Source organism: Lactococcus sp. FSL K6-0773, assembly GCF_038006485.1.
In the GTDB taxonomy this organism is placed as follows: domain Bacteria; phylum Bacillota; class Bacilli; order Lactobacillales; family Streptococcaceae; genus Lactococcus; species Lactococcus lactis.
The window spans coordinates 204,560-227,122 of sequence record NZ_JBBOVF010000001.1 but is presented as its reverse complement, the minus strand read 5'-3'; the positions used below and the strand labels follow the sequence as shown (position 1 = coordinate 227,122).

At 34.9% G+C, this 22,563-nt stretch carries 20 protein-coding genes and 1 riboswitch; of the genes, 3 read left to right on the top strand and 17 right to left on the bottom strand.

Going from position 1 to position 22,563, the window contains the following annotated elements; translation table 11 throughout:
- Positions 1-52 precede the first annotated feature (52 nt).
- The 4 genes from MHB61_RS01170 to MHB61_RS01155 all read right to left on the bottom strand — a co-directional run bounded on the left by MHB61_RS01170 (position 53) and on the right by MHB61_RS01155 (position 2,911).
- Positions 53-1,525: a DUF438 domain-containing protein gene (locus MHB61_RS01170; RefSeq protein WP_010906058.1), complete on the bottom strand. Its 1,473-nt coding sequence runs from the start codon at positions 1,523-1,525 to the stop codon at positions 53-55.
- Positions 1,525-1,764 carry a DUF1858 domain-containing protein gene (locus tag MHB61_RS01165; RefSeq protein WP_003129403.1) on the bottom strand — a complete coding sequence of 80 codons (240 nt, stop codon included), beginning with the start codon at positions 1,762-1,764 and terminating at the stop codon, positions 1,525-1,527. Before MHB61_RS01165 ends, MHB61_RS01170 begins: the two co-directional genes overlap by 1 nt.
- 126 nt (positions 1,765-1,890) lie before the next feature.
- Positions 1,891-2,217, bottom strand: coding sequence for an AzlD domain-containing protein (locus MHB61_RS01160; RefSeq protein ID WP_010906059.1), 327 nt, complete (start codon positions 2,215-2,217; stop codon positions 1,891-1,893).
- A complete protein-coding gene (locus MHB61_RS01155) occupies positions 2,204-2,911 on the bottom strand; it encodes an AzlC family ABC transporter permease (RefSeq protein ID WP_010906060.1) in 708 nt (235 codons plus the stop codon). Before MHB61_RS01155 ends, MHB61_RS01160 begins: the two co-directional genes overlap by 14 nt.
- 172 nt (positions 2,912-3,083) lie before the next feature.
- Here MHB61_RS01155 and MHB61_RS01150 point away from each other — a divergent pair, with 172 nt between their 5' ends.
- Together MHB61_RS01150 and MHB61_RS01145 are read left to right on the top strand one after the other, a co-directional pair.
- A complete protein-coding gene (locus MHB61_RS01150) occupies positions 3,084-3,659 on the top strand; it encodes an NADPH-dependent F420 reductase (RefSeq protein ID WP_003129406.1) in 576 nt (191 codons plus the stop codon).
- Positions 3,660-3,740: 81 nt separating this feature from the next.
- Positions 3,741-4,283: a GNAT family N-acetyltransferase gene (locus tag MHB61_RS01145; protein ID WP_003129407.1), complete on the top strand. Its 543-nt coding sequence runs from the start codon at positions 3,741-3,743 to the stop codon at positions 4,281-4,283.
- 26 nt (positions 4,284-4,309) lie between these two features.
- On the opposite strand, the gene ffh is transcribed toward MHB61_RS01145, so the two are convergent.
- From ffh to MHB61_RS01130, 3 genes are all read right to left on the bottom strand, one after another.
- Positions 4,310-5,866 carry a signal recognition particle protein gene (gene ffh / locus MHB61_RS01140; protein ID WP_003129408.1) on the bottom strand — a complete coding sequence of 519 codons (1,557 nt, stop codon included), beginning with the start codon at positions 5,864-5,866 and terminating at the stop codon, positions 4,310-4,312.
- A 78-nt stretch (positions 5,867-5,944) separates the two neighbouring features.
- Entirely contained in the window at positions 5,945-9,157 is a 3,213-nt protein-coding gene (locus MHB61_RS01135; RefSeq protein ID WP_153927620.1) for a leucine-rich repeat domain-containing protein, read from the bottom strand.
- Positions 9,158-9,205: 48 nt separating this feature from the next.
- Positions 9,206-10,918 carry a ribonuclease J gene (locus tag MHB61_RS01130; protein WP_137016691.1) on the bottom strand — a complete coding sequence of 571 codons (1,713 nt, stop codon included), beginning with the start codon at positions 10,916-10,918 and terminating at the stop codon, positions 9,206-9,208.
- A gap of 349 nt (positions 10,919-11,267) precedes the next feature.
- On the opposite strand from MHB61_RS01130, the gene MHB61_RS01125 reads away from it, so the two are divergent.
- A complete protein-coding gene (locus tag MHB61_RS01125) occupies positions 11,268-11,939 on the top strand; it encodes an MgtC/SapB family protein (RefSeq protein ID WP_003129413.1) in 672 nt (223 codons plus the stop codon).
- Positions 11,940-11,978: 39 nt separating this feature from the next.
- Here the strand turns inward: MHB61_RS01125 and dapA are convergent, their stop codons facing one another.
- The 10 genes from dapA to MHB61_RS01075 form a co-directional block, all read right to left on the bottom strand.
- Entirely contained in the window at positions 11,979-12,872 is an 894-nt protein-coding gene (dapA, locus tag MHB61_RS01120; protein ID WP_003129414.1) for a 4-hydroxy-tetrahydrodipicolinate synthase, read from the bottom strand.
- A gap of 100 nt (positions 12,873-12,972) precedes the next feature.
- A riboswitch (Lysine riboswitch) is annotated at positions 12,973-13,148 on the bottom strand.
- A 64-nt stretch (positions 13,149-13,212) separates the two neighbouring features.
- Positions 13,213-13,668 carry an NUDIX hydrolase gene (locus MHB61_RS01115; RefSeq protein ID WP_137016688.1) on the bottom strand — a complete coding sequence of 152 codons (456 nt, stop codon included), beginning with the start codon at positions 13,666-13,668 and terminating at the stop codon, positions 13,213-13,215.
- A gap of 10 nt (positions 13,669-13,678) precedes the next feature.
- Entirely contained in the window at positions 13,679-14,755 is a 1,077-nt protein-coding gene (locus MHB61_RS01110) for an aspartate-semialdehyde dehydrogenase (RefSeq protein ID WP_003129416.1), read from the bottom strand.
- Positions 14,756-14,849: 94 nt separating this feature from the next.
- Positions 14,850-15,713, bottom strand: a complete 864-nt coding sequence (locus MHB61_RS01105) for an MIP/aquaporin family protein (RefSeq protein WP_003129417.1) — start codon at positions 15,711-15,713, stop codon at positions 14,850-14,852.
- Between the two features lie 371 nt (positions 15,714-16,084).
- A complete protein-coding gene (locus MHB61_RS01100) occupies positions 16,085-16,339 on the bottom strand; it encodes a hypothetical protein (RefSeq protein WP_003129418.1) in 255 nt (84 codons plus the stop codon).
- Between the two features lie 94 nt (positions 16,340-16,433).
- Positions 16,434-18,410 carry a transketolase gene (tkt, locus tag MHB61_RS01095; protein ID WP_003129419.1) on the bottom strand — a complete coding sequence of 659 codons (1,977 nt, stop codon included), beginning with the start codon at positions 18,408-18,410 and terminating at the stop codon, positions 16,434-16,436.
- Between the two features lie 230 nt (positions 18,411-18,640).
- On the bottom strand, positions 18,641-19,282 hold the full coding sequence (locus tag MHB61_RS01090) for a bifunctional 4-hydroxy-2-oxoglutarate aldolase/2-dehydro-3-deoxy-phosphogluconate aldolase (RefSeq protein WP_137016686.1): 642 nt from the start codon (positions 19,280-19,282) through the stop codon (positions 18,641-18,643).
- Between the two features lie 2 nt (positions 19,283-19,284).
- Positions 19,285-20,235 (bottom strand): sugar kinase, encoded by a 951-nt coding sequence (locus tag MHB61_RS01085; RefSeq protein ID WP_003129422.1) that lies wholly within the window; start codon positions 20,233-20,235, stop codon positions 19,285-19,287.
- A complete protein-coding gene (uxaC, locus tag MHB61_RS01080; RefSeq protein ID WP_003129424.1) occupies positions 20,232-21,650 on the bottom strand; it encodes a glucuronate isomerase in 1,419 nt (472 codons plus the stop codon). Before uxaC ends, MHB61_RS01085 begins: the two co-directional genes overlap by 4 nt.
- Positions 21,647-22,540, bottom strand: coding sequence for an aldose 1-epimerase family protein (locus MHB61_RS01075; protein ID WP_003129425.1), 894 nt, complete (start codon positions 22,538-22,540; stop codon positions 21,647-21,649). Before MHB61_RS01075 ends, uxaC begins: the two co-directional genes overlap by 4 nt.
- Positions 22,541-22,563 lie beyond the last annotated feature (23 nt).

Sequence of the window (22,563 nt, the reverse complement as noted above, 5' to 3'; positions counted from 1 at the left end):
TAGAATTTTATAAAAAAAGTGCTTTTGAGCACTTTTTATTTTCCATACCCCACTAGCTATTTTTTGTCTCTTTTTCAGCTAACATCTTCTTAACAAAATCAGGCATTTCCCCTCTGACAGCTCCGTCAGTAGACTTTTTTATTGATTTAGCCACTTGATTTTCATATTCAGAAGTTGTTTTTTCATGACCATCTAATCGTTTCTCTCCCACCAAATTTTGAATGGATGTAATATCCTGCGAAACTTCTAAACAGCCCAGATATTCTCCTGTTTCTTCATCACGCATTGCAAAATATCGAATATAAATTTTCTTATTAAAACGATGTAAATCAATCCAAAAATCAGCTTGATCGCGTGTTCCAGATTTAAAATCTTCTAGGATTTTTTCTACTACCGCCATTGATTTTGGCGGGTGGCAATCAATAACACGTCGACCAATTACAGATTTAGCTCGTGGAAAAATTCGTTCTCCTCCCGAGAAAAAGCGAACGATATCTTCTTTATCAACAAAACTTAGATCAACCGGTAAAACATTAAACAAAGCCGTTAACTCATTGAGGTGTAACATGCCAGTTGGCAAAACAACCACTCCCTCACTTGTAACTTTTTCCCAATCATATTGCCGCTTAACTCTTTTAGGTTTGCTTACTTCTAAACCAGATTCCTTAGCAATAGCCTCTGTCATTGCTTTAGCAGATTCAATCGCCGCCAATCTTTGAGGTTCATGCTCTTTTTCCTTTTCAATTGACTCTTTAGAAGCTTTCCATTTTAAAGGTTCCGCAATGAATGCATAGCCAATCTCTTTAGAATCCTCCTCTATTTGTTCCCAATCTTTTAAAGAAAAGACATCCAAGCACATTGGAATCATAATTGCTTCTTCTTTAAAAATCATTTCTTCAATTTCCGTCAGTAAATTTTCTAGCATTTCACGTAATGGGTTCAAAGCTGTTTTATCTGTTTTTAAATAAACAATTACTTCTTTAATCATCTCACGAACACTATCATCTACACCCCACATAACTTTTGGTGGCGCTGTGATTCCATATTTTTCCATAAAAGAAAAAATTAAAGTTTCTTTTCTAGCATAATGTTTGTCAATATTATACAAATCAATAACCGCTGCAAGTAAACGTTCTTTATAAGACCAATCTCCTTTTTCAATCTTTGAAAAAACCCACCGAATTTCATCATTTAATAGCGATGTAATCACTTGATTTTCAAGTTTCATTGTATGAATAGGATGTCCTGGAGTATTTTCTTCTAAAGATGATTTATGAATATCTGTAATAGCCCCTTTAAAGACAGCTGCATGAACATTGCATAATTTTTGAATTTCAGAGGGATTGAGCCCCCCTTGGATCAATGCCTTTTCAGCACCAGTTATTTCCGAAACATCTACACCATCAAATTCTTCATTAAAAATTTTTTTGGCGTCCTCAAACATCCCCCCTTCGTGTAAGAGTGTCAATATTTCAACAATTCTTTTTTGGCGCTCAATTGTAGTTGATTTATTCATATTTGTCATTATTCTTCCACCTTCTGATTTGAAAACTCAAAACCAGCCTCAGCAAAAGCAATAACAATTTTATCCCAATCGATATGTTTCATTTTTGCTCCCATTGGAATTGTCGCCATCCTTCCAGCAGTCTGTAGCATTCCAGGCATTTTTATCTCATGAAACCCCAAATCATCCATTAAATCAATAATTTCAGGGTGTTCTGTTGCTAAATCATAAAGTTTAGCATTTATATCCAGTTGAATCATTCTAATCTCCTTTTCAAATGTCAAAATTTTGTAAAAAAACTTTGACATCTTATCTTATTCTAACAAAATATTAGTCTCATTAAAAGATAAAAAAAGAATCTATAAACTATAGATTCTCATGAATTATTAAAAAATAATTTGAATGAAGGCTAGTGAAAATACTCCCACAAGCACAATAACTAATAAGTTTTTTGTCAAAATAGCTGCTAAAACCGTTGGAATTGAAGCAAGTAAATTATTCCAGTTAACCGATGGTAAATGACCTAAATGTTGAATAAAAAGATTTGAAATCCATAAGGCTGACATAATAACTACCGGCACAAAACTTAAATATTCCACAACTATTTGAGGCAAACTCATTTTTTTTAATAAAATAAAAGGTAGAACTCTTGAAATCCAAGTTACAATAGCGCATCCAATAATTGTTAATGATATAAATTCAAAAGAAGACACGTTTTACCCCCACACCTAAAGCACAAGCAATCAAAGTAACAAATAAAACTAACAAGTTGCTTGGCAAAAATATCAAACCAAAATAAAATAGAACCAAGGTAATTCCAACCATGACTAACTGTAGCATTAAACCCAAAGTTTTATCACTAATAAGTTGCAAATAAAGTAAGCCAATAAACATTGCGATAACTGCGAATCCCAAACCTAATTTTTCTGGATTTGCTAGTAAATTCCCTAATAGAGCTCCAATAGCACTGGCTAATGCCCAAACTAAATAGGCTAGTAAATTTGATGCATTAAACCAAGAAAAATTCAGTTTACCCTCAGTATAATTTTGTTTATTCATTCCTAAAGCAAAACTTTCATCGGTCAATAATGTCCCAAGTAAAATATTTTTCAGTAAACTTTCATTTTTAAAATATGAAGCCGTCGTCATGCTCATTAAAATAATTCGTGAATTAACTAAAAATACACTTAATACTATTGACATAATAGGACTATGAGTTGCTAGCATACTAACCATGATAAATTGTGCTGAACCAGCGTAAACAATCAATGAGAGTAATAAAATTACCCAAACGCTAAACCCCTCGCTGTGCCCTATCATCCCAAACGCAATTCCTATCCCAATATATCCAAAAACTGTCGGCATTGTATCTTTCAAGCCTTGTTTAAAAGTTAATTCCGAATTCATATTCCCCTCACTCCCTAAAAGATTATATCTAACCATTATCACATAAATATTAACTAACTGTCAATAAAAATTTATTAATCACTTGATTTTTGCAAGGTATATTGCTATAGATTTCATTTTTTCAATGATATAATCAAATTAATAACAATATCAATCATAGAGGAGGAAGACTATGGCAACAATTAGTATTTTTGGTAAAGGAAAAATGGGAAAAGCAATCGGTGATAATTTTAGTTCATCTGGTAATAAAGTCAACTATATCTTATCAAACTCATCTAAAACAGAATTGGGTGAAATTGTTGTTTTAGCTGTTCCTTATGTCGCAATTGCCGGAATCATCCAAGAATATTCGACTGATTTACAAGGAAAAATAATTATCGATATTACAAATCCCGTTGATTTCACAACATTTGATAGTCTATTAGTGCCTTCGGATACTTCTGCTGCGGCTCTCATTGCTAAACAACTCCCAAATTCAATGATTGTTAAGGCTTTTAATACGACTTTTTCCGATACATTGGCAACAAAAAAAGTGGCAAATGAACATCAAACAACAGTTTTACTCGCTAGTGATAGTCAGGAAGCAAAAGAGACCATTATTAAAGCTCTTGAAAATAGTGGTTTGAGTCTATTAGACGCTGGTTCACTAAAAAGGGCTCGCGAACTGGAAGCTATTGGTTTTCTGCAAATTACTTTAGCTGCTTCTGAAAAAATTTCTTGGGACGGTGGTTTTGGAATTTTCAAATAGTCGCTTAAAAATTTAAGTCTTGTTATAATTAAATAACAAGGCTTTTTATTTTATAAATAAATATCATCAAGGAGTAGAATAATGACTACATTAACAAATGAACCAACAATGAAAATCAGAGCATTGGAACGGACAGATTTAAAAAATATTCATATCATCAATAATAAAGCTGAAACAATGCGGCTATGGTTTGAAGAACCTTATGAATCACTAGACGAGTTAACCAGTCTTTATGATAAACATATTCATGATAATACTGAACGTCGCTTTGTAATTGAAGCCAATGATACTTTTATTGGAATTGTGGAACTTATGTCTATTGATTACATTCATCGTACCTGCGAAATTCAAATCATTATCATTTCAGGTTTTTCTGGAAAAGGCTACGCTCAAAAAGCGTTAAAAACAGGTGTTGACTATGCTTTCAATACTCTAAATATGCATAAAGTTTATTTATGGGTAGATATTGATAATGCTCCAGCTGTTCATATCTATAAAAAATTAGGATTCAAAATTGAAGGAACAATTAAGGAACAATTCTTTGCTGGCGGTAGATATCATGATAGCTACTTTATGGGGATTCTTAAATCTGAATATACTCAAAGAGAAAAAGCGGTTAAATAAAAAAACAGGAGAACTCCTGTTTTTATTTAGCGTTTTTTCTTACCTTTTTTCATTTTCTTTTGAGCACGTTTCATGGCTTGTTTCATAGCAAACTCAGTTGCTTTACCTTTTAAACCACCACCAAACATAGAACTCATATCGGGCATCCCATTTGCTGAACCATTGCCCATCATCCCTTGTAAATCACCCAAAGATGACATATCGGGCATTCCAGAACCTGCAGGCATATTCGGCATTTGTCCACCGGCTCCACCCATCATTTTTTGCATCATAGCATTCATATCACCATTCATGATTCCTTGCATCATTTCTTTGGACTGATTGAATTGCTTAATGAATTTATTTACTTCAATAAATGAATTTCCAGAACCTGCGGCAATCCGACGACGACGGGCTGGTGACAGTTCAGCCTCTAAATGACGTTCTGCCGGTGTCATTGACAAGACCATTGCTCGTTTTCTGGCAACATCCTTAGGATCAACTTTAACCTTATCTAAACCAGGCATTTGTGACATTCCTGGAATCATTTTCATAATATCTTCCATTGGTCCCATATTTGTCACTTGATCAAGTTGTTCAACAAAGTCCTCATAATCAAAACGGTTTTCAGCCATTTTTTCAGCGAGTTTTGCTGATTGTTCTTCGTCATAATTTGCTTGAGCCTTCTCAATTAAGGTGAGCATATCACCCATTCCAAGAATTCGTGAACTCATTCGATCAGGATAGAAAACTTCAAGGTCTGTTAATTTTTCACCAGTCCCTGTAAATTTAATTGGTTTTCCTGTAATTTCACGGATTGATAATGCCGCACCACCACGTGTATCACCATCAAGTTTAGTGATAATCACACCTGTAATGTCCAATTTTTCATCAAAAGTCTTGGCAACTTGTGCTGCAACTTGACCAGTCATTGCATCAACAACAAGCAAAATTTCAGTTGGTTCAGCAAGTGCTTTAATCTCTTGCAATTCGTTCATTAAAGTGTCGTCAATTTCAAGACGACCTGCAGTATCAATCAAAACATAGTCTTTACGTTCTTCTTGAGCTTTTAAAAGACCATTACGAACAATATTAACTGGTTTTTCAGCAGTTCCTTCATCATAGACAGGAATTTCAAGCTGTTCACCTAAGGTTTTTAATTGGTCAATCGCTGCTGGACGATAAACGTCGGCTGCAATCATTAAAGGGCGAGCATTTTGCTCTTCTTTGAGTTTTTTGGCAAGTTTACCAGCAAAAGTTGTTTTACCTGCCCCTTGCAACCCAACCATCATGATAATTGTTGGAATTTTAGGAGATTTAAGTAATTCAGCTTCGCCACCACCCAAAATAGCTGTTAATTCTTCATCAACAATTTTAATTACTTGTTGAGCTGGGTTTAATGCTTCTGATACTTCAACACCGACAGCTCGTTCACGGATTGCCTTAATAAACTTCTTGACAACTGGGAGAGCAACGTCGGCTTCAAGGAGAGCAACTCGGATTTCTTTTGTAATTTCTGTGACGTCTGTCTCAGTAATTTTTTTCTTTCCACGTAGATTTTTAAAAACGTTTTGTAAGCGTTCAGTTAAGTTTTCAAATGCCATATTTTATAATCCAATTCTATTTTTTACAATTACTTCATTATAACATTTCTTTAGCTAAAATTGAATACATCAAAAGTTCTAGTCGATATCTTTTTTCACTCTTTTTTTCTTTTTAAATAATATAAATATGAAAATAAAACAAGCTCCTAAAATTGTTATTAGTCCAATGAGAAGATTGTCACTTATAAGACCATGTTTTTTTAAAAGAACAGTTTTCTTTAAAATATTATTGTCGCTATCAAGTATTTTAGAATTAAATTCAGACCTTTTGAAAAAAACTTTATTTTTATCTTTAGCAATAGTACTCGTTTTATTATTTTGACTCCGATCACCATTTTCATTATCTAGAACTTTATCTGGAACTGTTTTAGAATCTTCCATAGTCTCTACTTCTTTGTTAAAAGATAAGTCAAGAGCAGTTATTTGTCCTAAATTTTGACTTTCATCATTTTTTTGAGGAGTTTTGATCAGTTTTTCTTCGCTTACTGTATTTGAATTTTCATTTTTTTCATTCGTCACTTTTGATTTGCTTGGTAAGGTGTAAATTACTGATAGTTTTTGGCTAGTCAAAGAATTCATATGAGTTTTGTTACTTATGGAATTTAATTGACCTAAAATTGACTCTACATTATTATTTGATTTTACTTCATCAGAAGAATTTGACTGATTATCTTCATTTTGTGGGTGAGAAGTTGAGTTTATAATTGATAATGATGAACTTCTCTTATTTGTTGAGCTTTTAGAGCTTTCTAAAATTGCTTGTGATTGTATTGAAGACACGTTGTTTTCATTTGAATTTGAAGATGGCAAACTATGAGAAATCTCTGAACCATTGTCTCTTTGTGCCTCATTAGATATATATAAACATCCTGTTTCTGATGATTCTGAGTTATTATTTGAATAACTAGTTAGGATAGAGGCAGCGGAATTTTCTGATGATGAATTATTAAAAGTTATTGGATTGTTGATTCCTTCTGTTGTATTAAGTAGATTCGATTGACTCTCTTTTTGTTGTGAGCTAGAAGTTGTGCTGATAGGTGAACTTATGCTACTTTTTGGGTTAGTAGACATCTCATGGTCTGTTGAGTTTTCTTGAACTGAATTTGAAGAAGAAACTTTCTTAGGGTTTTCTGATATATTATTTACTTCACTTGGTTTGGACGAAATAGTTTGATTCGTTTCCAAATTAGGGCTACTACTAAGGTTTGAAGAATCTGAATCTGAATCTGAATCTGAACTATCATTTGAACCACTATTTAAAATATTTGAAGAATGAGTTGATGAATTATTATCTACTTTTGTTGCTTCGGAAGAATTAGACTGATTAGTTGCTGATTCTGAGTTGGAAGTTAAACTCAGACTTAATGATGGTGAATTTATACTGCTCATTGAATTGCTTGAAGCTTCAGAACTTGTTTGATTTGAAGACAAAAAGGCTCCTGAAGTAGATATTTCCGAGCTATCCTTTGTAAGATTATCAGAACCAGATTGATTGATTTCTAAATTATCTGCTGTGCTTGTACTGGATAAAACTGAACTTGAACTATTGTTTACGGAAGCTAAGGAATTATTAGCTACTTCTGCTACATTAGAGAAATTTGACGAACTAGTTGTTGATTCCAAAACAGAAGTCGAACTTATGTTTGAGGGAGATAAACTGATACTACTATTTGAATTGGTTGAAGCTTCAGAACTTGTTTGATTTGAAGACAAAAAGGCTCCTGAAGTAGATATTTCCGAGCTATCCTTTGTAAGATTATCAGAACCAGATTGATTTATTCCTAAATTATCTGCTGTGCTTGTACTGGATAAAACTGAACTTGAACTATTGTTTACGGAAGCTAAGGAATTATTAGCTACTTCTGCTACATTAGAAAAATCTGACGAATTAGTTGCTGATTCTGAATCAGAAGTTGAACTTATGTTTGAGGGGGATAAACTGATACTACTATTTGAATTGGTTGAAGCTTCAGAACTTGTTTGATCTGATACTGAATTACTTTCTGTCGGATTTGATGGTGGTAAAATATTGGTTATTTCTGAACTATTATTCGTTTCGTTGATATTGGAAGAATTAGAATGCTCACTTTCTTCGTTAGAGGACATACTCGAACCTAATGAGGATTGGTTTGAATCCTTTTCACTATTTGAATTGGAATTGATTTGGTTTGAAGAAGACAAACTATTTGAGTTTTCTGAATCATAACTGATTTCTGCTGTACTGGAAGCTCCTGACTGACTATTCTCTGTTTGTGAGCTAGAAATACTACTATCTAAAGAAGAGATTGAATTTAAAGTATTATCTGTAACACTACTCGCTTCAGATATTGGATAGAGTGAAGCCGAATTTGCATCTTGTGTCGATTCTGAACTGGCAACATCAACTTGCTCTACTGAATTGGAAGAAGAGACAGGGGTTGTATCTGCATTTTCTGTACTCACAGAAGTCGATTGTGAACTGTCAGAATTTATCCAACTTTTATCAAAAAGACCACTAGAATTGACAGAAATTGTCCGAATTCCATCTGTCGGTAAATCTGATAACTGACCAAATAAAGGACTCGTTTTATTGAATACGTCATCAGCCAAAGTCACTCCAATTCCCAAAGTCAAGCTTTGAACGGAACTCCCAGAAAAGGCCGCTGAATCTACTATTGTCAATGATTCATCAGCAAATTCTATTGTAGTGATTTGGTTACTTTGAAAGGCTTTGGCCATAATTTCTGTGATATTTGAACCCAATGAAAGTTCTGTTAAATTATTATTTGCAAAAGCTCTTGTCGCAATCTTTAGGACAGAATTTGGAAATTCTATACTACTTATGGCGTTTCCAGCAAAAGCATCTGTTTTTATATTTTGGACTTTTGCTCCTAAAACTACTTTTGTCAGTGATTTCTTATAATAGTCAGGAAAAGCTGTTGTTGTTTGAAAGGCACTAGTATTAATATCTACAACATTATTTCCGATAATAACCGAACGAATTCCACTATTTGAAAATGCATAAGTTCCAATTGATGTTATTGCATAGGTTTGACCGTTATTTACAATGATATCTGGAATTACAATATCAGCTCCCGCTAAGCCAGCATAGGAGGCAACTTCAGCGGTCAGTGAAACTTTATCAAGGTTGTAAGTAATTTTTTGCTCATCAGTATATGTAATTTTACTTGTCGTGGCCTCCACCGGTAATTCTGTCAGCAACTGATGATTCAAAAATGTGGGATTAAGAGTGGCTGTCAGTAATCCTACTCCAACAGTCATCGTTATTTTCTTTATTGATTTTTGAGACATAAAAAACCTCCTAACTTTCTATACGAAAAAATGGAGGCTTTGTAACTTTTATTTTTTATTATGATTTTTTTTAGTGTAACGTTTATTTAAATCTTGAGGTTGACGTGCTTCCATAACTACTGGAAGAATCACTGGTTTACGTTTTGTTTGCTCGTATAAAAATTTTCCAAGAGCATCACGGATAGAACCTTTGATTTCTGCCCAATCAAATTCTTTTCCAGAAAGATATTTATCAACAGTTTCGTTGACCAACTCACCAGCTTCACGCATCAGATCACGTGAAGTTTTAACATAAACAAAACCACGAGTGTGAACACGAGATTTGCTGACGATTTTACGCTCAGTCTTAGAAATTGTGATAACGGCAATGAAAACACCATCTTCTGATAGCACTTTACGGTCACGTAAAACAACTGAACCGATATCTCCAACTCCTGAACCGTCAATCATAACATTTTCAGCTTGAATAACACCAGATGGGATCATGTCTCCATTTTCCAAACTGACTGTTTCGCCACGTTTAGCGATAAAGATATGTTCTGGTAAAATGTCCATTTCCATTGCTAAATCAGCATGGGCACTAAGTTCACGATACTCCCCTTGGATTGGAATCAAATTTTTTGGACGGAAGATATCAAGTAAGAATTGCAAATCACGAGCATTCGCGTGACCAGATATTTTCAAATCTGAAGCCAACATTTTCATGACTCCGCCAGCTTTATAGATTTCATTTTCAATACGAGCAATTGTTGTTTCATAAGAGACAGATGGACTTGTAACAGCAAGTACTAAATCTCCATCTTTAATTTTAACGTATTTATGACGACGATGAGCCATGTCTCCAAGAGATTTAAGTGGTTCACCCATTCGTCCTGTTTCTAAAATAACTAACTCATTATCAGCATATTTTTTAATTTCTGCTGGTTTAATAATTGATTTTTTATCAACAATTTGTAATTTGTTAAGACGAGTTGCTGTTTCGATGATTTGATCCATATCTTCGCCTGTAAAAGCAACACGACGCCCAAGTTTAATGGCAGCATCAATCGTTTGTTGAATACGTCCTAAATTACCCGCGTTACAAGCAATAATGACCCGTCCTTCGTTGTCATCAATATAGTCATAAATTTTTTCATAAATTTCATGCTCGCTAGCAGATTGCATTGTTGACAAAGCGTTTGGTGATGACGAAAGTAAAGCAAGGACTCCACTATTCCCAATTTCAGCCAATCGGCGCATATTGGTACGATAGCCTTTTGCAACAGCTGGATCAAAACGGAAATCACCTGTATAAACAATGTTTCCGTCATTTGTAGAAATCACAATTCCTAAGCTTTCTGGAATTGTATGTGTTGTTGAGAAGAATGAAATGACGGCTTTACCAAAATCAATTTCTGTATCTTCAGTTACAACATGAAAATCGTTGAATTTGCGACTGTCAGCATAATTTTTGACATTAATTTTTGCAAGTTCGATTGTTAATTCTGAACCAAAAACAGGAACTTTTAATTCAGAAACGATATAAGGCAAAGCACCAATTGAATCAGCATGTCCGTGAGTCAAGAAAATTCCTGCGACACGATCCGCATTTTCTAAAAGATATGTAATATCAGGAATAACAAAGTCAACACCAAGTTGATCCATTTCAGCATATTTAAGTCCTGCATCAAGCACAAAAATTTGCTCTTCAACCTCAACTAAATACATGTTCTTACCAAATTCACGCACACCACCTAATGGAGTGATTTTAATATTAGACATAAAAACCTTTCTTGTCAGTGTAATTTATAATTTTTTCGATATAAAAAGAATCTGTAAGTTATTGACAAATTCTGTCAGTAAATTTACAGTCCTGTTTTTAGCAATTTCCTTGCCATATTCACTCTCGAAATCGGTCGAGTAGGACAAGCGATATTGAAAAGATAATTCTACTTAGAATTAAAATAAAAGAGATTGGCATTCCAATCTCTACCGAGAATACACTAATATAAGTTTAACCCAAAGCAAGTAAAAAAGCAAGTCAGTTTCATTTTTTATGGGTCTTACTTTTTTTCTAATCAAAATAGCGATATAATGGAAGGTAAGTTTTAAATGACAAGGAGGAAATTTTATGCAGATTACTTTCTTAACACAACTTGATTGGTTAATTCGATTAATATTAGCTGGGGTATGTGGATATGCCATTGGTTATGAAAGAAATAGCCGTTCCAAAAATGCTGGCACACGTACTCATTTAATTGTTGCGTTGAGTGCTGCTTTAATGATTATTGTCTCAAAATATGGTTTTATGGACATCATCAGTACTCATGGAGTCAATCTTGATCCTTCCAGAATTGCGGCTCAAATTGTAAGTGGTATTGGCTTTTTAGGAGCTGGAATGATTTTTGTTCACAATCAATCCGTTAATGGATTGACTACTGCGGCTGGAATTTGGGCAACTTCTGGTATTGGGATGGCTATCGGTTCTGGATTATATTTTATAGGTATTGTAGCTACTTTACTTATTTTACTTTTTCAAATTATTTTACACCAAAATTATCGATGGATAAAATCAGCGACGAGCGATCATCTTATTCTTCAATTAGAAGATTTTGAAGGGCTTCAACTGTTGCAACAACAGCTGAAAGAGGAAGATGTCAAAATTCTTAGTATAAAAGTTGAAAAAAAATCAAATAATTCTTTAAAAACAGAGCTATATTTGAACTTACCAAAAGCTTATGAAGTCGCTTCGTTAATGAGTCTTTTGAAATCGAATGATAAGATTAAATCAATTGAATATTGACCTACTTTTATAAAGAAAAATACCCTAAAAGGGTATTTTTTAATTTCCAATTTTTTCAAGAATTATTTTACTTTCCTCAGTAGTACAAGCTACAAGTGGTAAACGTAAGCCACCAACTTCATATCCTTTTGCATTCAAAACCGTTTTGATTGGAGCCGGACTTGTGACACTAAAAAGTGCATTTATTTTGGGTAATATTTTTCTTTGGATAGCCGCTGCTTTTTGAATAGAGCCCTGGTCTATTTCTGCAAACATTTCAAAAAATTCTTGACCTAGGATATGACTGGCAACCGAGATTACACCCTGACCTCCCAAAGCTTTAGTGTGAAAAGCTAGCCCATCTTCTCCAGTATAAACTAAAAAGTCTTTGGGTAGCTTTTCAATGAGATAAGCCAGATTATCAGTATTTGTACATTCTTTGATGGCAATTACATTTTCCAGTTCTGCTAATCGTAAGATGGTCTCTACCTGAATTTCAGTGACCACCCTTCCTGGAATATTATACAAAATAATTGGCAAATCACTCGCAGTAGCAATGGCTTTAAAATGTTGATAAATTCCTTCTTGAGAAGGTTTGTTGTAATAAGGAGTCACTGCAAGTCCCGCATCGATGTAACCAAGTTCAGCAACTTCTTTGACAAATTCAACCGAATCACGTGTGTCATTAGTCCCAACACCTGCAATCAATGGAATACGGCCATCCACTATTTTATTAACCGCAGCAAAAATTGCCAATTCTTCATCATGAGTAAGAGTAGGCGATTCAGCCGTTGTTCCAGCTAAGATAAGGCCTTCCGTATGATTAGCAAGTAAATCCTCAATGAGCTTAGGAAATGCTCCAAAATTAATTTGGCCATTTTCTTTAAAAGGGGTCACTAGGGCCGTGATGATACGTGCATTTTGTAATTTTTCAATTGTTTCTTTTGCTGACATAATTTCTCCTTATGTGTGAGCTTACTGACAAGCTCTTGTCAAGAGGTCAAAAAGAACCTCTTTTTATGCAAAAGAGGTTCTCAAAAGTTCGTCAAAAATTATTTTGATTAGCTCCCCTTTCTGTCAGTACTGACAGAAAGACAGTCTGTAGGATTTAACCACACAGCCCAAGAAAAATTTTGTGACAATTTTTCTTTCGGCAAAGAACGCCGCCATCAGCTTCAGTGCGTTCACCGCTCCACTAACTTCTTCGTCTTCGCAACCTCTAATTTTGTTTGACCTATTATAGCATACTTTAGTAAACGAGGTCAAAAATTTTATTTTTATACAGTCTAGTTTATTATTCTTTCGCAATTAATTGGATGAAATCTTCGATAACACGGCGATTTGGCTCATGAATATTTTTTGGAATTTCTTTAAATTTAAACCATTTCAGCTCTTCAACTTCACTCATTTGTGGTCTTAAACTCCCTGTGAAATCTCGACAAATATAATAAAGGCCTGGCATATAAACTTGGTCCATATTGGGATAAGTTATAAAACGGTCTTGTCCTGAATAAATTCCTAAAAGGTCAAGTTTACCTGCTTTTAGTCCCGTTTCTTCAAATAATTCTCGGCGAGCAGTTTCCTCAAGTTCTTCACCAACTTCTATGCCACCCGCATGTAAAGCCCAAGTTCCGTTATCTTTACGTTTTTGTAAGAGGATTTTTTCATCAGAATAGACAATAACGCCTGCTCCCAGATAAATCAAAAGCTCATGGCCAATTTTTTCACGAATTTTACTGATATAACTCATTTAACAGACTCTATTTCAGTTCAAATTTTAACTCATGAGTTGGTCTAACTAAGCCACGCTCATGTAGCGTTTCAGCAATTTGAACAGAATTCCAAGCTGCTCCTTTGAGTAAATTGTCAGAAACTACCCAAAGATGAATCCCATTTGCTGCATCCAAATCACGGCGAATACGACCCACAAAAGTTTCACGACGACCAACTGAATTAATGGCTTGTGGATAAATTTGATGAGCAACATCATCTTCTAAAACAGCTCCTGGGAATTCAGAAATCAAACGTTTAACCTCAGCAATATCTGCTACTTTTTTCGTTTCAACATAAACTGACTCAGAATGACCGTAAAGAACTGGAATTCTGACACAAGTTGCCGAAACCGCAATTGAATCATCTTCCATGATTTTCTTGGTTTCATTTGTCATTTTCATTTCTTCATAAGTATAATCGTTGTCAGTAAATACATCAATTTGTGCAAGCGCATTGTAAGCAATTGGATAATGTTTTTTATCTCCAGCAGACGGTAAAATTTCTGCTGACAATTCTGTCAGTGCTTTTCCATCAAGTGCTTCTTGGAGTTCACGATTTGTTTCATTAATTGCTGATTGACCCGCACCAGAGACCGCTTGATAAGTGCTGACAATTACTCGCTCAAGCCCATAAGCTTGACGAATCGGCTCTAAAGCAACCATCATTTGAATCGTTGAGCAATTAGGACAGGCAATTATTCCATTGTGTTTTTCCAAAGCATGTGCATTAACTTCTGGAACAACCAAGGGGACATTAGGGTTTTGACGGAAAAATGAGGTGTTATCTACGACAACAGCTCCAGCTTTTACAGCATAAGGGGCATATTTTTCTGATACTGAGCCTCCGGCTGAAAAAAGAGCAATATCAATATTTTCAAAACTATCCTCAGTCAATTCTTCTACAACAAGCTCTTGCCCCTTAAATTCAACAATTTTTCCTGCCGAACGTTTACTTGCAAGCGCACGTACGGTTTCTATAGGAAGTGTAGATTCTTCTAATTGTTCAAGCATACGTGTACCCACGGCACCAGTAACACCAACGACGGCGATATTATATTGTGTCATAATTGTCTGTCCTTTTCAGTAAATTATAATTATTATAGCGCTTTTAAGTTATAAGGGCAAGAAAAAATCTGCCTTTCGACAGAAATTTTTGTTTTTATTTAAACATAAGTTTAAAGACTGTAGCTGCAATTACTGCACCAACGATTGTGGCAACAACTGGAACCCAAGCGTACCACCATTTAGCGTCTTTATTTTCACCAACAACTGATTGTGGTAAGAAGCTATAAACGATACGAGGACCAAGGTCACGTGCTGGATTCAATGCTGCACCAGTTGGTCCACCAAATGCTGTAACCAAACCAACAAACATTAAACCAATAGCAAGCGCACCAATCATTTTAGATGATGAAGCGCCTGAAACAGAAGCCCAAATTTGGCTTACTGTTGCATTCGCTGTAACATCAGCTCCTTGTTGTTGAGCGTAGCTTGTCATCCATTTGATTGATTCTGCACCAAAGAAGTTCGTTGTAAAACTGAGAATTCCGAAAACAAATACAAACATTCCGATTACTTCATTGATAAATCCGTTGAAAATTGCTTTTCCACGATTTGAACCATTATCCAAAGCGTTAGTTGTTGAAAAAGCGCCTAAAGAAATTGCTCCGTCATTAGTTTTAGCGAAGTATTCTTTATAAATCGCTACAACAAGTAATTGACCAATAATTGCACCAATAAGTTGTGCCAAAATATATTGTGCAACATGTGCCCAAGGGAAATAGCCAGCTGAAGCGAGTCCAATTGTAATTGCTGGATTAATATGTGCACCTGAAACATTTGCAAAAGCAAGTACAGGAACTAAAATCGCAATTCCGTATCCCCACGCAATTGCAAGACCACCCATGCCCTCATTTTTAGAGCCTTTGAGGGTTACCCCAGCAATTGTACCATTACCAAGCAAGACGAGAAGCATAGTTCCCAATCCCTCAGCAATATATTTTGTCATCCATGAAACATCCATGATAATTTCCTTTCTATTTTGAAAAATATATAAAGATGTTGACACTTCAATTTTATCATATTTTTCTTAACTCTTGCTAATAATAACATCGAAAATATGATTAACTCCTACAATAGATTGTTTATATATTTTTTCAGCATTGTATTCATCTGATTATAACAAGATTTTTTTATTAATTATTTTAATCGTTACGTAAAAAAAGCCCTCTTTCGAGGGCTTTTAAAGGCACTAAAAGTGTGTCAAAAAGGTTCACACAATTTGACAAATACTCACGCTTCCTGCGCGGAAAACCCAATTTCCCAGTATTCCTTAGCTTCGAAATTCTACAAAGTAGAATTATTCGACTCATCGCATAGTTAAATTTTAACATATTATGCTAAATGAAACAAGAAGCCAATCAAAATTCCTACCGTTCCCACAAAACTAAGGATACAAATAGTAAATCCTATCGTAAAATAATTCTGACCATATCCATTATAATGAACCCTTTTAGTTCTTTTCCCACGATAAATGATTAAAGATATTACTGACAGAACCGTCAGTAAATATTGGATTGGTTGATTTTGTCCATACATTAAGTTCAAAATTGAAGCTACTCCCACAATAATTGCAAGTAAAATCCCCATCTTATTTCCTTTCTATTTTTTAATTAAAATTTACTGACAGACTTGTTTGTAATCAAAAGAGCTCTGACAAAAAATCAGAACTCCTTTTTCAATATTAGTCAAGCTCTTTGTATGCTTTAACTACATTTTCAGCAGTAAATCCGTAAGCTGGAAGAACGATATTTGCTGGTGCCGAAGCGCCCCAAGTATCTACTGTAACTGTTGCACCATCAAGTCCAACATATTTACCCCATCCGTAACTTGTACCAGCTTCAATCGCTAAACGACGTCTTACATCTTTTGGTAAAATTTCTTCGCGATAAGCTGCTTCTTGTTCGTCAAAAATATTCATTGAAGGCATTGAAACGACACGAATGCCAGAACCCAAAGTCTTCTTAGCTTCAAGAGCTAATGCTACTTCTGAACCAGTCGCAATGATGATTCCTTCAAGTTTTCCTTCTTCTTTTGAAAGAATATAAGCCCCACGATTCAGACCTTCTTCAGCCAATTCATAAGTATCAGGTAAAACTGGAAGATTTTGACGAGTCAAAATAAGTGCGGTTGGGCGGCTTTTACTTGATGCAGCACGACGCCATGCAGCCACTACTTCATTTCCATCAGCTGGACGAATTACATCCAAATTAGGAATTGAGCGAACAGAAGCTAATTGTTCAACAGGTTCGTGAGTTGGACCATCTTCCCCAACAGCAATGGAATCATGTGTCCAAACATAAGTAACTGGTAAGCTTTGTAGAGCAGCCATCCGAACAGAAGGAAGCATGTAGTTTGAGAAGACGAAGAATGTTCCGCCATAGACACGAGTTCCACCATGCAAAGCAATCCCATTCATAATGGCTCCCATTGCAAATTCACGTACACCAAACCAAATATTACGTCCAGCATAGTTATCTGGCATGAAGTCTTCTTCAACTTTAACCATTGTATTATTTGAAGCCGAAAGGTCAGCAGACCCACCCCAAAGATTTGGCATTTGAGCTGATAATTCTTGGATAGCTTCTTGTGAAGTTACACGGCTGGCCTTGCTTGTTTCCATTTCATGCTTGGTCAAAGTAAGCTCTGGCGTTTCATTTTCAAAAGCTTTTGCGTATTGCTCAGCAAGCTCAGGGTATTTTTCAGAATAATCATCAAAAGTACTGCGCCATACTTGCTCCATCGCTTCACCACGCGCAACTGTCGTTTCTAAAAAGCGTTTTGATACTTCTTCAGGAACTGTAAATTCAGGATAATCCCAACCATATGCTTTCTTGGCAAATGCAACACCTTCAGCTCCAAGAGGAGCTCCGTGAACTGCTGAAGTTCCTTGTTTTTCAGCACCAAAACCAATGACTGTTTTAACTTCAATGATTGTTGGTTTAGATTTTTCAGCTTTAGCCACTTCAACAGCTGCTGCGATTTCTTCTAAATCATTTCCATCTTTTACCAATAAATGTTGCCAGCCATATGATTCAAAACGTTTTTGAATATCATCAATAAATGACATAGATAAGTCACCATCTAGAGAAATATTATTTGAATCATAGAAAAGAATCAATTTACCAAGTTTCAATTTACCTGCAAGTGAAGCTGCTTCTTGTGAAACACCTTCCATCAAATCACCATCACCATTTAAGGCGTAAGTGTAATGGTCAACAATATCAAAACCAGGTTTATTGTATTGTGCTGCTAAATGTGCTTCAGCCATTGCCATTCCGACAGCATTGGCAATTCCTTGTCCTAAAGGACCTGTTGTTGCTTCAACACCATCTGTATGATTAACTTCTGGATGTCCCGGTGTTTTTGATTGCCATTGACGGAAACCTTTTAAATCATCAGTCGTTACATTATAACCTGCCAAATGTAATAAACTATATAACATTGCAGAACCATGACCAGCAGACAAGACAAAACGGTCACGATTTGACCATTTACGACTTGTCTTAGGGTTCACATTAAGAAATTTGCTCCAAAGTACATAAGCCATTGGTGCAGAGCCCATTGGAAGTCCAGGATGTCCTGAATTTGCTTTTTGAATCGCATCTAATGATAGAGTACGAATCGTATTTACAGCCAATTGATCAGTAGTATCAAACATAAGATTTCTCCATATTTTTTATTTATACTCACATTATAACACAAGTTAGAAACGGTTTTCATTCTCTGAAATTAAAATTTTTTTCTTTTTTTATGTTTTTATATGAAAATCTTTTTAATTTTGGTGGGAAAGGTTGCGGTTGACCTGTTTTATAAAAAAATATTTAAAATAAAAAAACTTCAAAAAATGAAGTTTTTTATTATTCAAAAGGGAAAATTAATAGCTAATTTTTATTTCTTAGCTGACTTAAATGCTGCCATAAATTTCTTGGCATTTTCAGTAACCCCACTATAATTGTTGTTGGCTGCTGGAGCTGTAACCCCACCTCCAGCACTTACAGCTACTGCTCCTGCTGCAAACCATTCAGCAACATTATCAACATTTACTCCTCCCGATGGAAGGATATTAATATAAGGAAATGGACCTTTTAAGTCTTTTATCATTTTGGGACCTGTAATATCACCTGGGAAAAGTTTGATTAACTCTGACCCATATTCTAAAGCTTTTTGAGCTTCGAGTGGAGTTAAAATTCCCGGAACATAGGGAATCTGATAAAGATTACATATCTTTGCGACTTCTTTGTTAAAACTTGGACTGACAATAAATTGAGCCCCTGCAACAATGGCCAAACGAGCAGAGGTCGGATCTAAAACTGTCCCTGCTCCGATCACTACATCTGTTCCTAGATACTTGGCTACCAAATCAGAAATAACTTCGTTAGCTCGCGGGACTGAATAGGTCAATTCGATAGAAGTGATTCCTCCTGAGATGACAGCTTCTACGATTTTTAATGCTTTTTCGCCACTCTCAGCTCGGACGACCGAGACGACTCCTGATTGAATCACTTTATTTAATAATTCTGCTCTTTGCATGACTACATCTCCTTGTAAAATGCTTTTAATTCTTCTTTTGTGGGATAACCTTCACTATCTCCTGAGCTTTGAACTGCTAATGCTCCAACGGCACAGGCACGCTTGACGGCTTCTTTTAAGGTTTTTCCTTCAAGTAAGGCAGACTCAAGACCAACGGCGAATCCGTCTCCTGCTCCAACCGTATCAACAACTTTTGCTACTTTAAATCCAGAAACAAAATATTGTTCACCATTTTTTAATTTTACAAAAGCACCGTCAGCACCTAATTTGACAACTACAATCTTTGTGAGAGGGCTTTGCTCAAGGTAAAAATTAGCGATTTTTTCTGGTTCGGATGAACCGGTCAAGATTTCACCTTCATTTATTCCTGGCAGAATGATTTGACTTTGCTTTGCTAAATCATTGATTGTTCTTATCATTTTTTCTTGATTATCCCAAAGTACAGGTCGTAAATTTGGATCGAAAATGGTTAAAATATCTGCTTCATTTAATTTTTGATTGAATGCTTGAAAAGTTTTTAAACTAGTTTCTGAAAGGGCTGGAAAAATTCCTGAGAGATGCGCAATTTTTATCCCTGATAAATCTAGAGCTTTTAGTTCAGCAATGGATAAATTGGCCGCTGCAGAATTTTTGCGATAATAATCAACTTTTGGGTCGCCCTCACTTACTTTTTGTTTTAAATAAAAGCCTGTTGAATAGTTTTTATCTTTGGTGAGATAGGTCGTTTCAATCTCCGCTTTTTTGACTGATTCAATAATAAAATTCCCAAATGAATCCTCTCCGACTTTAGAAAGGTAAATTCCTTTATGTCCTAGACGACTCAAACCAATCGCAACATTTAGCTCCGCACCAGCTAAATATTTGCTGAAATGCTCAGCTACATCTAAACTTATATCTTGATTTTCTGAGGCAAGAACGACTAAAGGTTCGCCAAGTGTTATAAATTCAGTCATTGATTAGAGTCCTCATCTTTGAAAAATACAAAATAATCATGCACATTATTATAACTAATATCTTCAATCATTTTTCCAACAAGTGCTTCATTATCAGGGATTCTACCATTTTCAATCAACTGTCCAACAAAATTACAGAGGACGCGACGGAAATATTCATGACGTGGATAACTTAAAAAGCTCCGTGAATCTGTCAACATTCCTACAAAATTGGACAATAAACTTTGTGAAGCAAAAATCTCTAATTGGTTTTCCATTCCTTTTTTGGTGTCATTGAACCACCAACCAGCTCCAAGTTGTAATTGTTGCACTCCTTCACCTTGAAAACAGCCAATCATTGTGACTAATTCAAGCCAATCATTTTGATTAAGGGAGTATAGAATGGTTTTTGGTATGGTTTCAAGTTCTGCTGCTTTGCTAAAGAGTTTGGTTAATTCCTCAGAAATATTAGCTTGAGTACCCATACTATCAAATCCAGTATTTTCACCAATTTTACTTAAGGCTGGGCCATTGATAGAACGGTTGACGTTAACATGGAGTTGCATTGTCCATTCAAATTTTTTATTTAATTTCATAATTTCAAGGATTAATGCCGTAATGTATTGATTATATTCTAGGTCCGTTAAAGTTTGATTTTCTTTGGCTTTCTGAAGGATAGAATCTAAATCCACGTTTTTAGTTTCTGCAAAAGTATAGGTAGATAAGGAGTGGTCAGACAAACGTCCACCAAGGATTGTGAAAAATTCAAATCTTTGTTCAAGTGCCTTAATCATCGTCTTAAAACCTTTTATTTCAATTCCAGAAACTGCTGACAGCTCTGTCAAATAGTCTGCAAAATGTCCGTCAGTAATCGAAATTAAATGGTCTGGTCTTAAAGCTGGCAAAACTTTGAAATCTTTTTCCTCTTTGGCTAATAATTTATGATAAGAAAGCGTTGAAACAGGGTCATCTGTTGTACAAACAACTTTTACCTGTGAATTTTTAATCAATGCGCGTGGTCTGAAATCATCTGTGGCAAGCATTTGGTTCGCTTCATCCCAAATTTCTTTGGCTGTCTCGCTTGAAATCAACTTATCAATATGGAAAAATCGTTTTAATTCCAGATGAGTCCATTCATAAATTGGATTACCAAATGATTTTTCGAGTGTTTTAGCAAATGCTAAAAACTTTTCATAATCCTCTCCATCTCCAGTAATCAATTTTTCAGGAATACCATTCGCACGGAGCAAACGCCATTTATAATGATCCCCACCTAGCCAAATTTGTGTTAAATTTTCATATTTTTTATTTTCATAAATTTCTGCGGGTTCAAGATGGCAATGATAATCAATAATTGGCATTTTTTCTGCATGTTTGTGAAAAAGCATCTTGGCACTTTCATTCGTTAGTAAAAAATCTTCTGATAAAAATTTCATGATTCTCCTTTATTACTATTAAAAGTTAATTCAACTTCATAAGTTTTTGATTCATTTGATTTTAAGCTGATATTTCCTTCTTTTTGCAAGAGTTCTTGTTTTTGATTGAGAATATCAGGCAGTCCTTGGAAGGGTTCAATACAGAGGTAAGAAAGATTTTCGTCTTCTTTTGTCCACAAGCAAAGATAAGGAAAATCCGCCATTTTCATGGTCATTTGATAATCTGTCTCTTGTGAAAAAAGTTTCACCTCCTCGATTTTATTGTCAAAAATGACGAGCCCTTTTTCAAAGAATTCTCTTTCAAGTGGAAAATTACTGACAGCTTTATTAATTTCTATGATTTTTCCCGAACGATAAGGAAATGGATTTTTGACAATTTCAAATTGTTTTAAAGTCTTATCCTTAGTTTCAAAGGAAATCTGGTAATCTTCAAAATTTGCTGATAGGTTAAAAGCTGGATGAAATCCTAAGGCAAATGTCAATTTTTTTACTGACAGATTTTTTATTTCAAATTGAATCTTCAATTTTTTACTGACCAGTTGATAAGTGACTTTTAATTCAAATTGAAAAGGGTAGGATTGATAAGTTTCCTCGTTATCTTTTAATGACAAACTTATCTGGTCTTCTTTCTGGTCAATAATTTCAAAGAAATAATCTGAAGCAAAACCATGTTGTTGCATCGGATAAATCTTCTGGTTCAGCAAATATTCATCATCAGTTGAACGTCCAATAGCCGGAAATAAAATTGGGGCATGTTTTGGCCACTCAGAACCATTCCAAATAAAATCAAATTTATTTTTATTCTCAATTACATGAGTTAATTCAGCCCCTTTTGGATTAATTTGAACAGTAAGCTCATTATTTTTTAGTGTTAACAATTGATTTTCCATCGTTTTTCTCCGATAAATTTACT

Bases quoted from the DNA above. Each gene is read 5' to 3' on its own strand.
- ffh (WP_003129408.1), bottom strand. From the start codon at position 5,866: ATGGCATTTGAAAACTTAACTGAACGCTTACAAAACGTTTTTAAAAAT.
- tkt (WP_003129419.1), bottom strand. From the start codon at position 18,410: ATGTTTGATACTACTGATCAATTGGCTGTAAATACGATTCGTACTCTA.
- MHB61_RS01170 (WP_010906058.1), bottom strand. From the start codon at position 1,525: ATGACAAATATGAATAAATCAACTACAATTGAGCGCCAAAAAAGAATT.
- MHB61_RS01145 (WP_003129407.1), top strand. From the start codon at position 3,741: ATGACTACATTAACAAATGAACCAACAATGAAAATCAGAGCATTGGAA.
- MHB61_RS01155 (WP_010906060.1), bottom strand. From the start codon at position 2,911: ATGAATTCGGAATTAACTTTTAAACAAGGCTTGAAAGATACAATGCCG.
- MHB61_RS01090 (WP_137016686.1), bottom strand. From the start codon at position 19,282: ATGCAAAGAGCAGAATTATTAAATAAAGTGATTCAATCAGGAGTCGTC.
- MHB61_RS01110 (WP_003129416.1), bottom strand. From the start codon at position 14,755: ATGACACAATATAATATCGCCGTCGTTGGTGTTACTGGTGCCGTGGGT.
- MHB61_RS01085 (WP_003129422.1), bottom strand. From the start codon at position 20,235: ATGACTGAATTTATAACACTTGGCGAACCTTTAGTCGTTCTTGCCTCA.
- MHB61_RS01105 (WP_003129417.1), bottom strand. From the start codon at position 15,713: ATGGATGTTTCATGGATGACAAAATATATTGCTGAGGGATTGGGAACT.
- MHB61_RS01115 (WP_137016688.1), bottom strand. From the start codon at position 13,668: ATGAGTTATATCAGTAAAATTCGTGAAAAAATTGGCCATGAGCTTTTG.
- dapA (WP_003129414.1), bottom strand. From the start codon at position 12,872: ATGTCAGCAAAAGAAACAATTGAAAAATTACAAAATGCACGTATCATC.
- MHB61_RS01130 (WP_137016691.1), bottom strand. From the start codon at position 10,918: ATGTCTAATATTAAAATCACTCCATTAGGTGGTGTGCGTGAATTTGGT.
- MHB61_RS01125 (WP_003129413.1), top strand. From the start codon at position 11,268: ATGCAGATTACTTTCTTAACACAACTTGATTGGTTAATTCGATTAATA.
- MHB61_RS01075 (WP_003129425.1), bottom strand. From the start codon at position 22,540: ATGGAAAATCAATTGTTAACACTAAAAAATAATGAGCTTACTGTTCAA.
- MHB61_RS01150 (WP_003129406.1), top strand. From the start codon at position 3,084: ATGGCAACAATTAGTATTTTTGGTAAAGGAAAAATGGGAAAAGCAATC.
- MHB61_RS01135 (WP_153927620.1), bottom strand. From the start codon at position 9,157: ATGTCTCAAAAATCAATAAAGAAAATAACGATGACTGTTGGAGTAGGA.
- MHB61_RS01165 (WP_003129403.1), bottom strand. From the start codon at position 1,764: ATGATTCAACTGGATATAAATGCTAAACTTTATGATTTAGCAACAGAA.
- MHB61_RS01100 (WP_003129418.1), bottom strand. From the start codon at position 16,339: ATGGGGATTTTACTTGCAATTATTGTGGGAGTAGCTTCAATTTTGAAC.
- uxaC (WP_003129424.1), bottom strand. From the start codon at position 21,650: ATGAAATTTTTATCAGAAGATTTTTTACTAACGAATGAAAGTGCCAAG.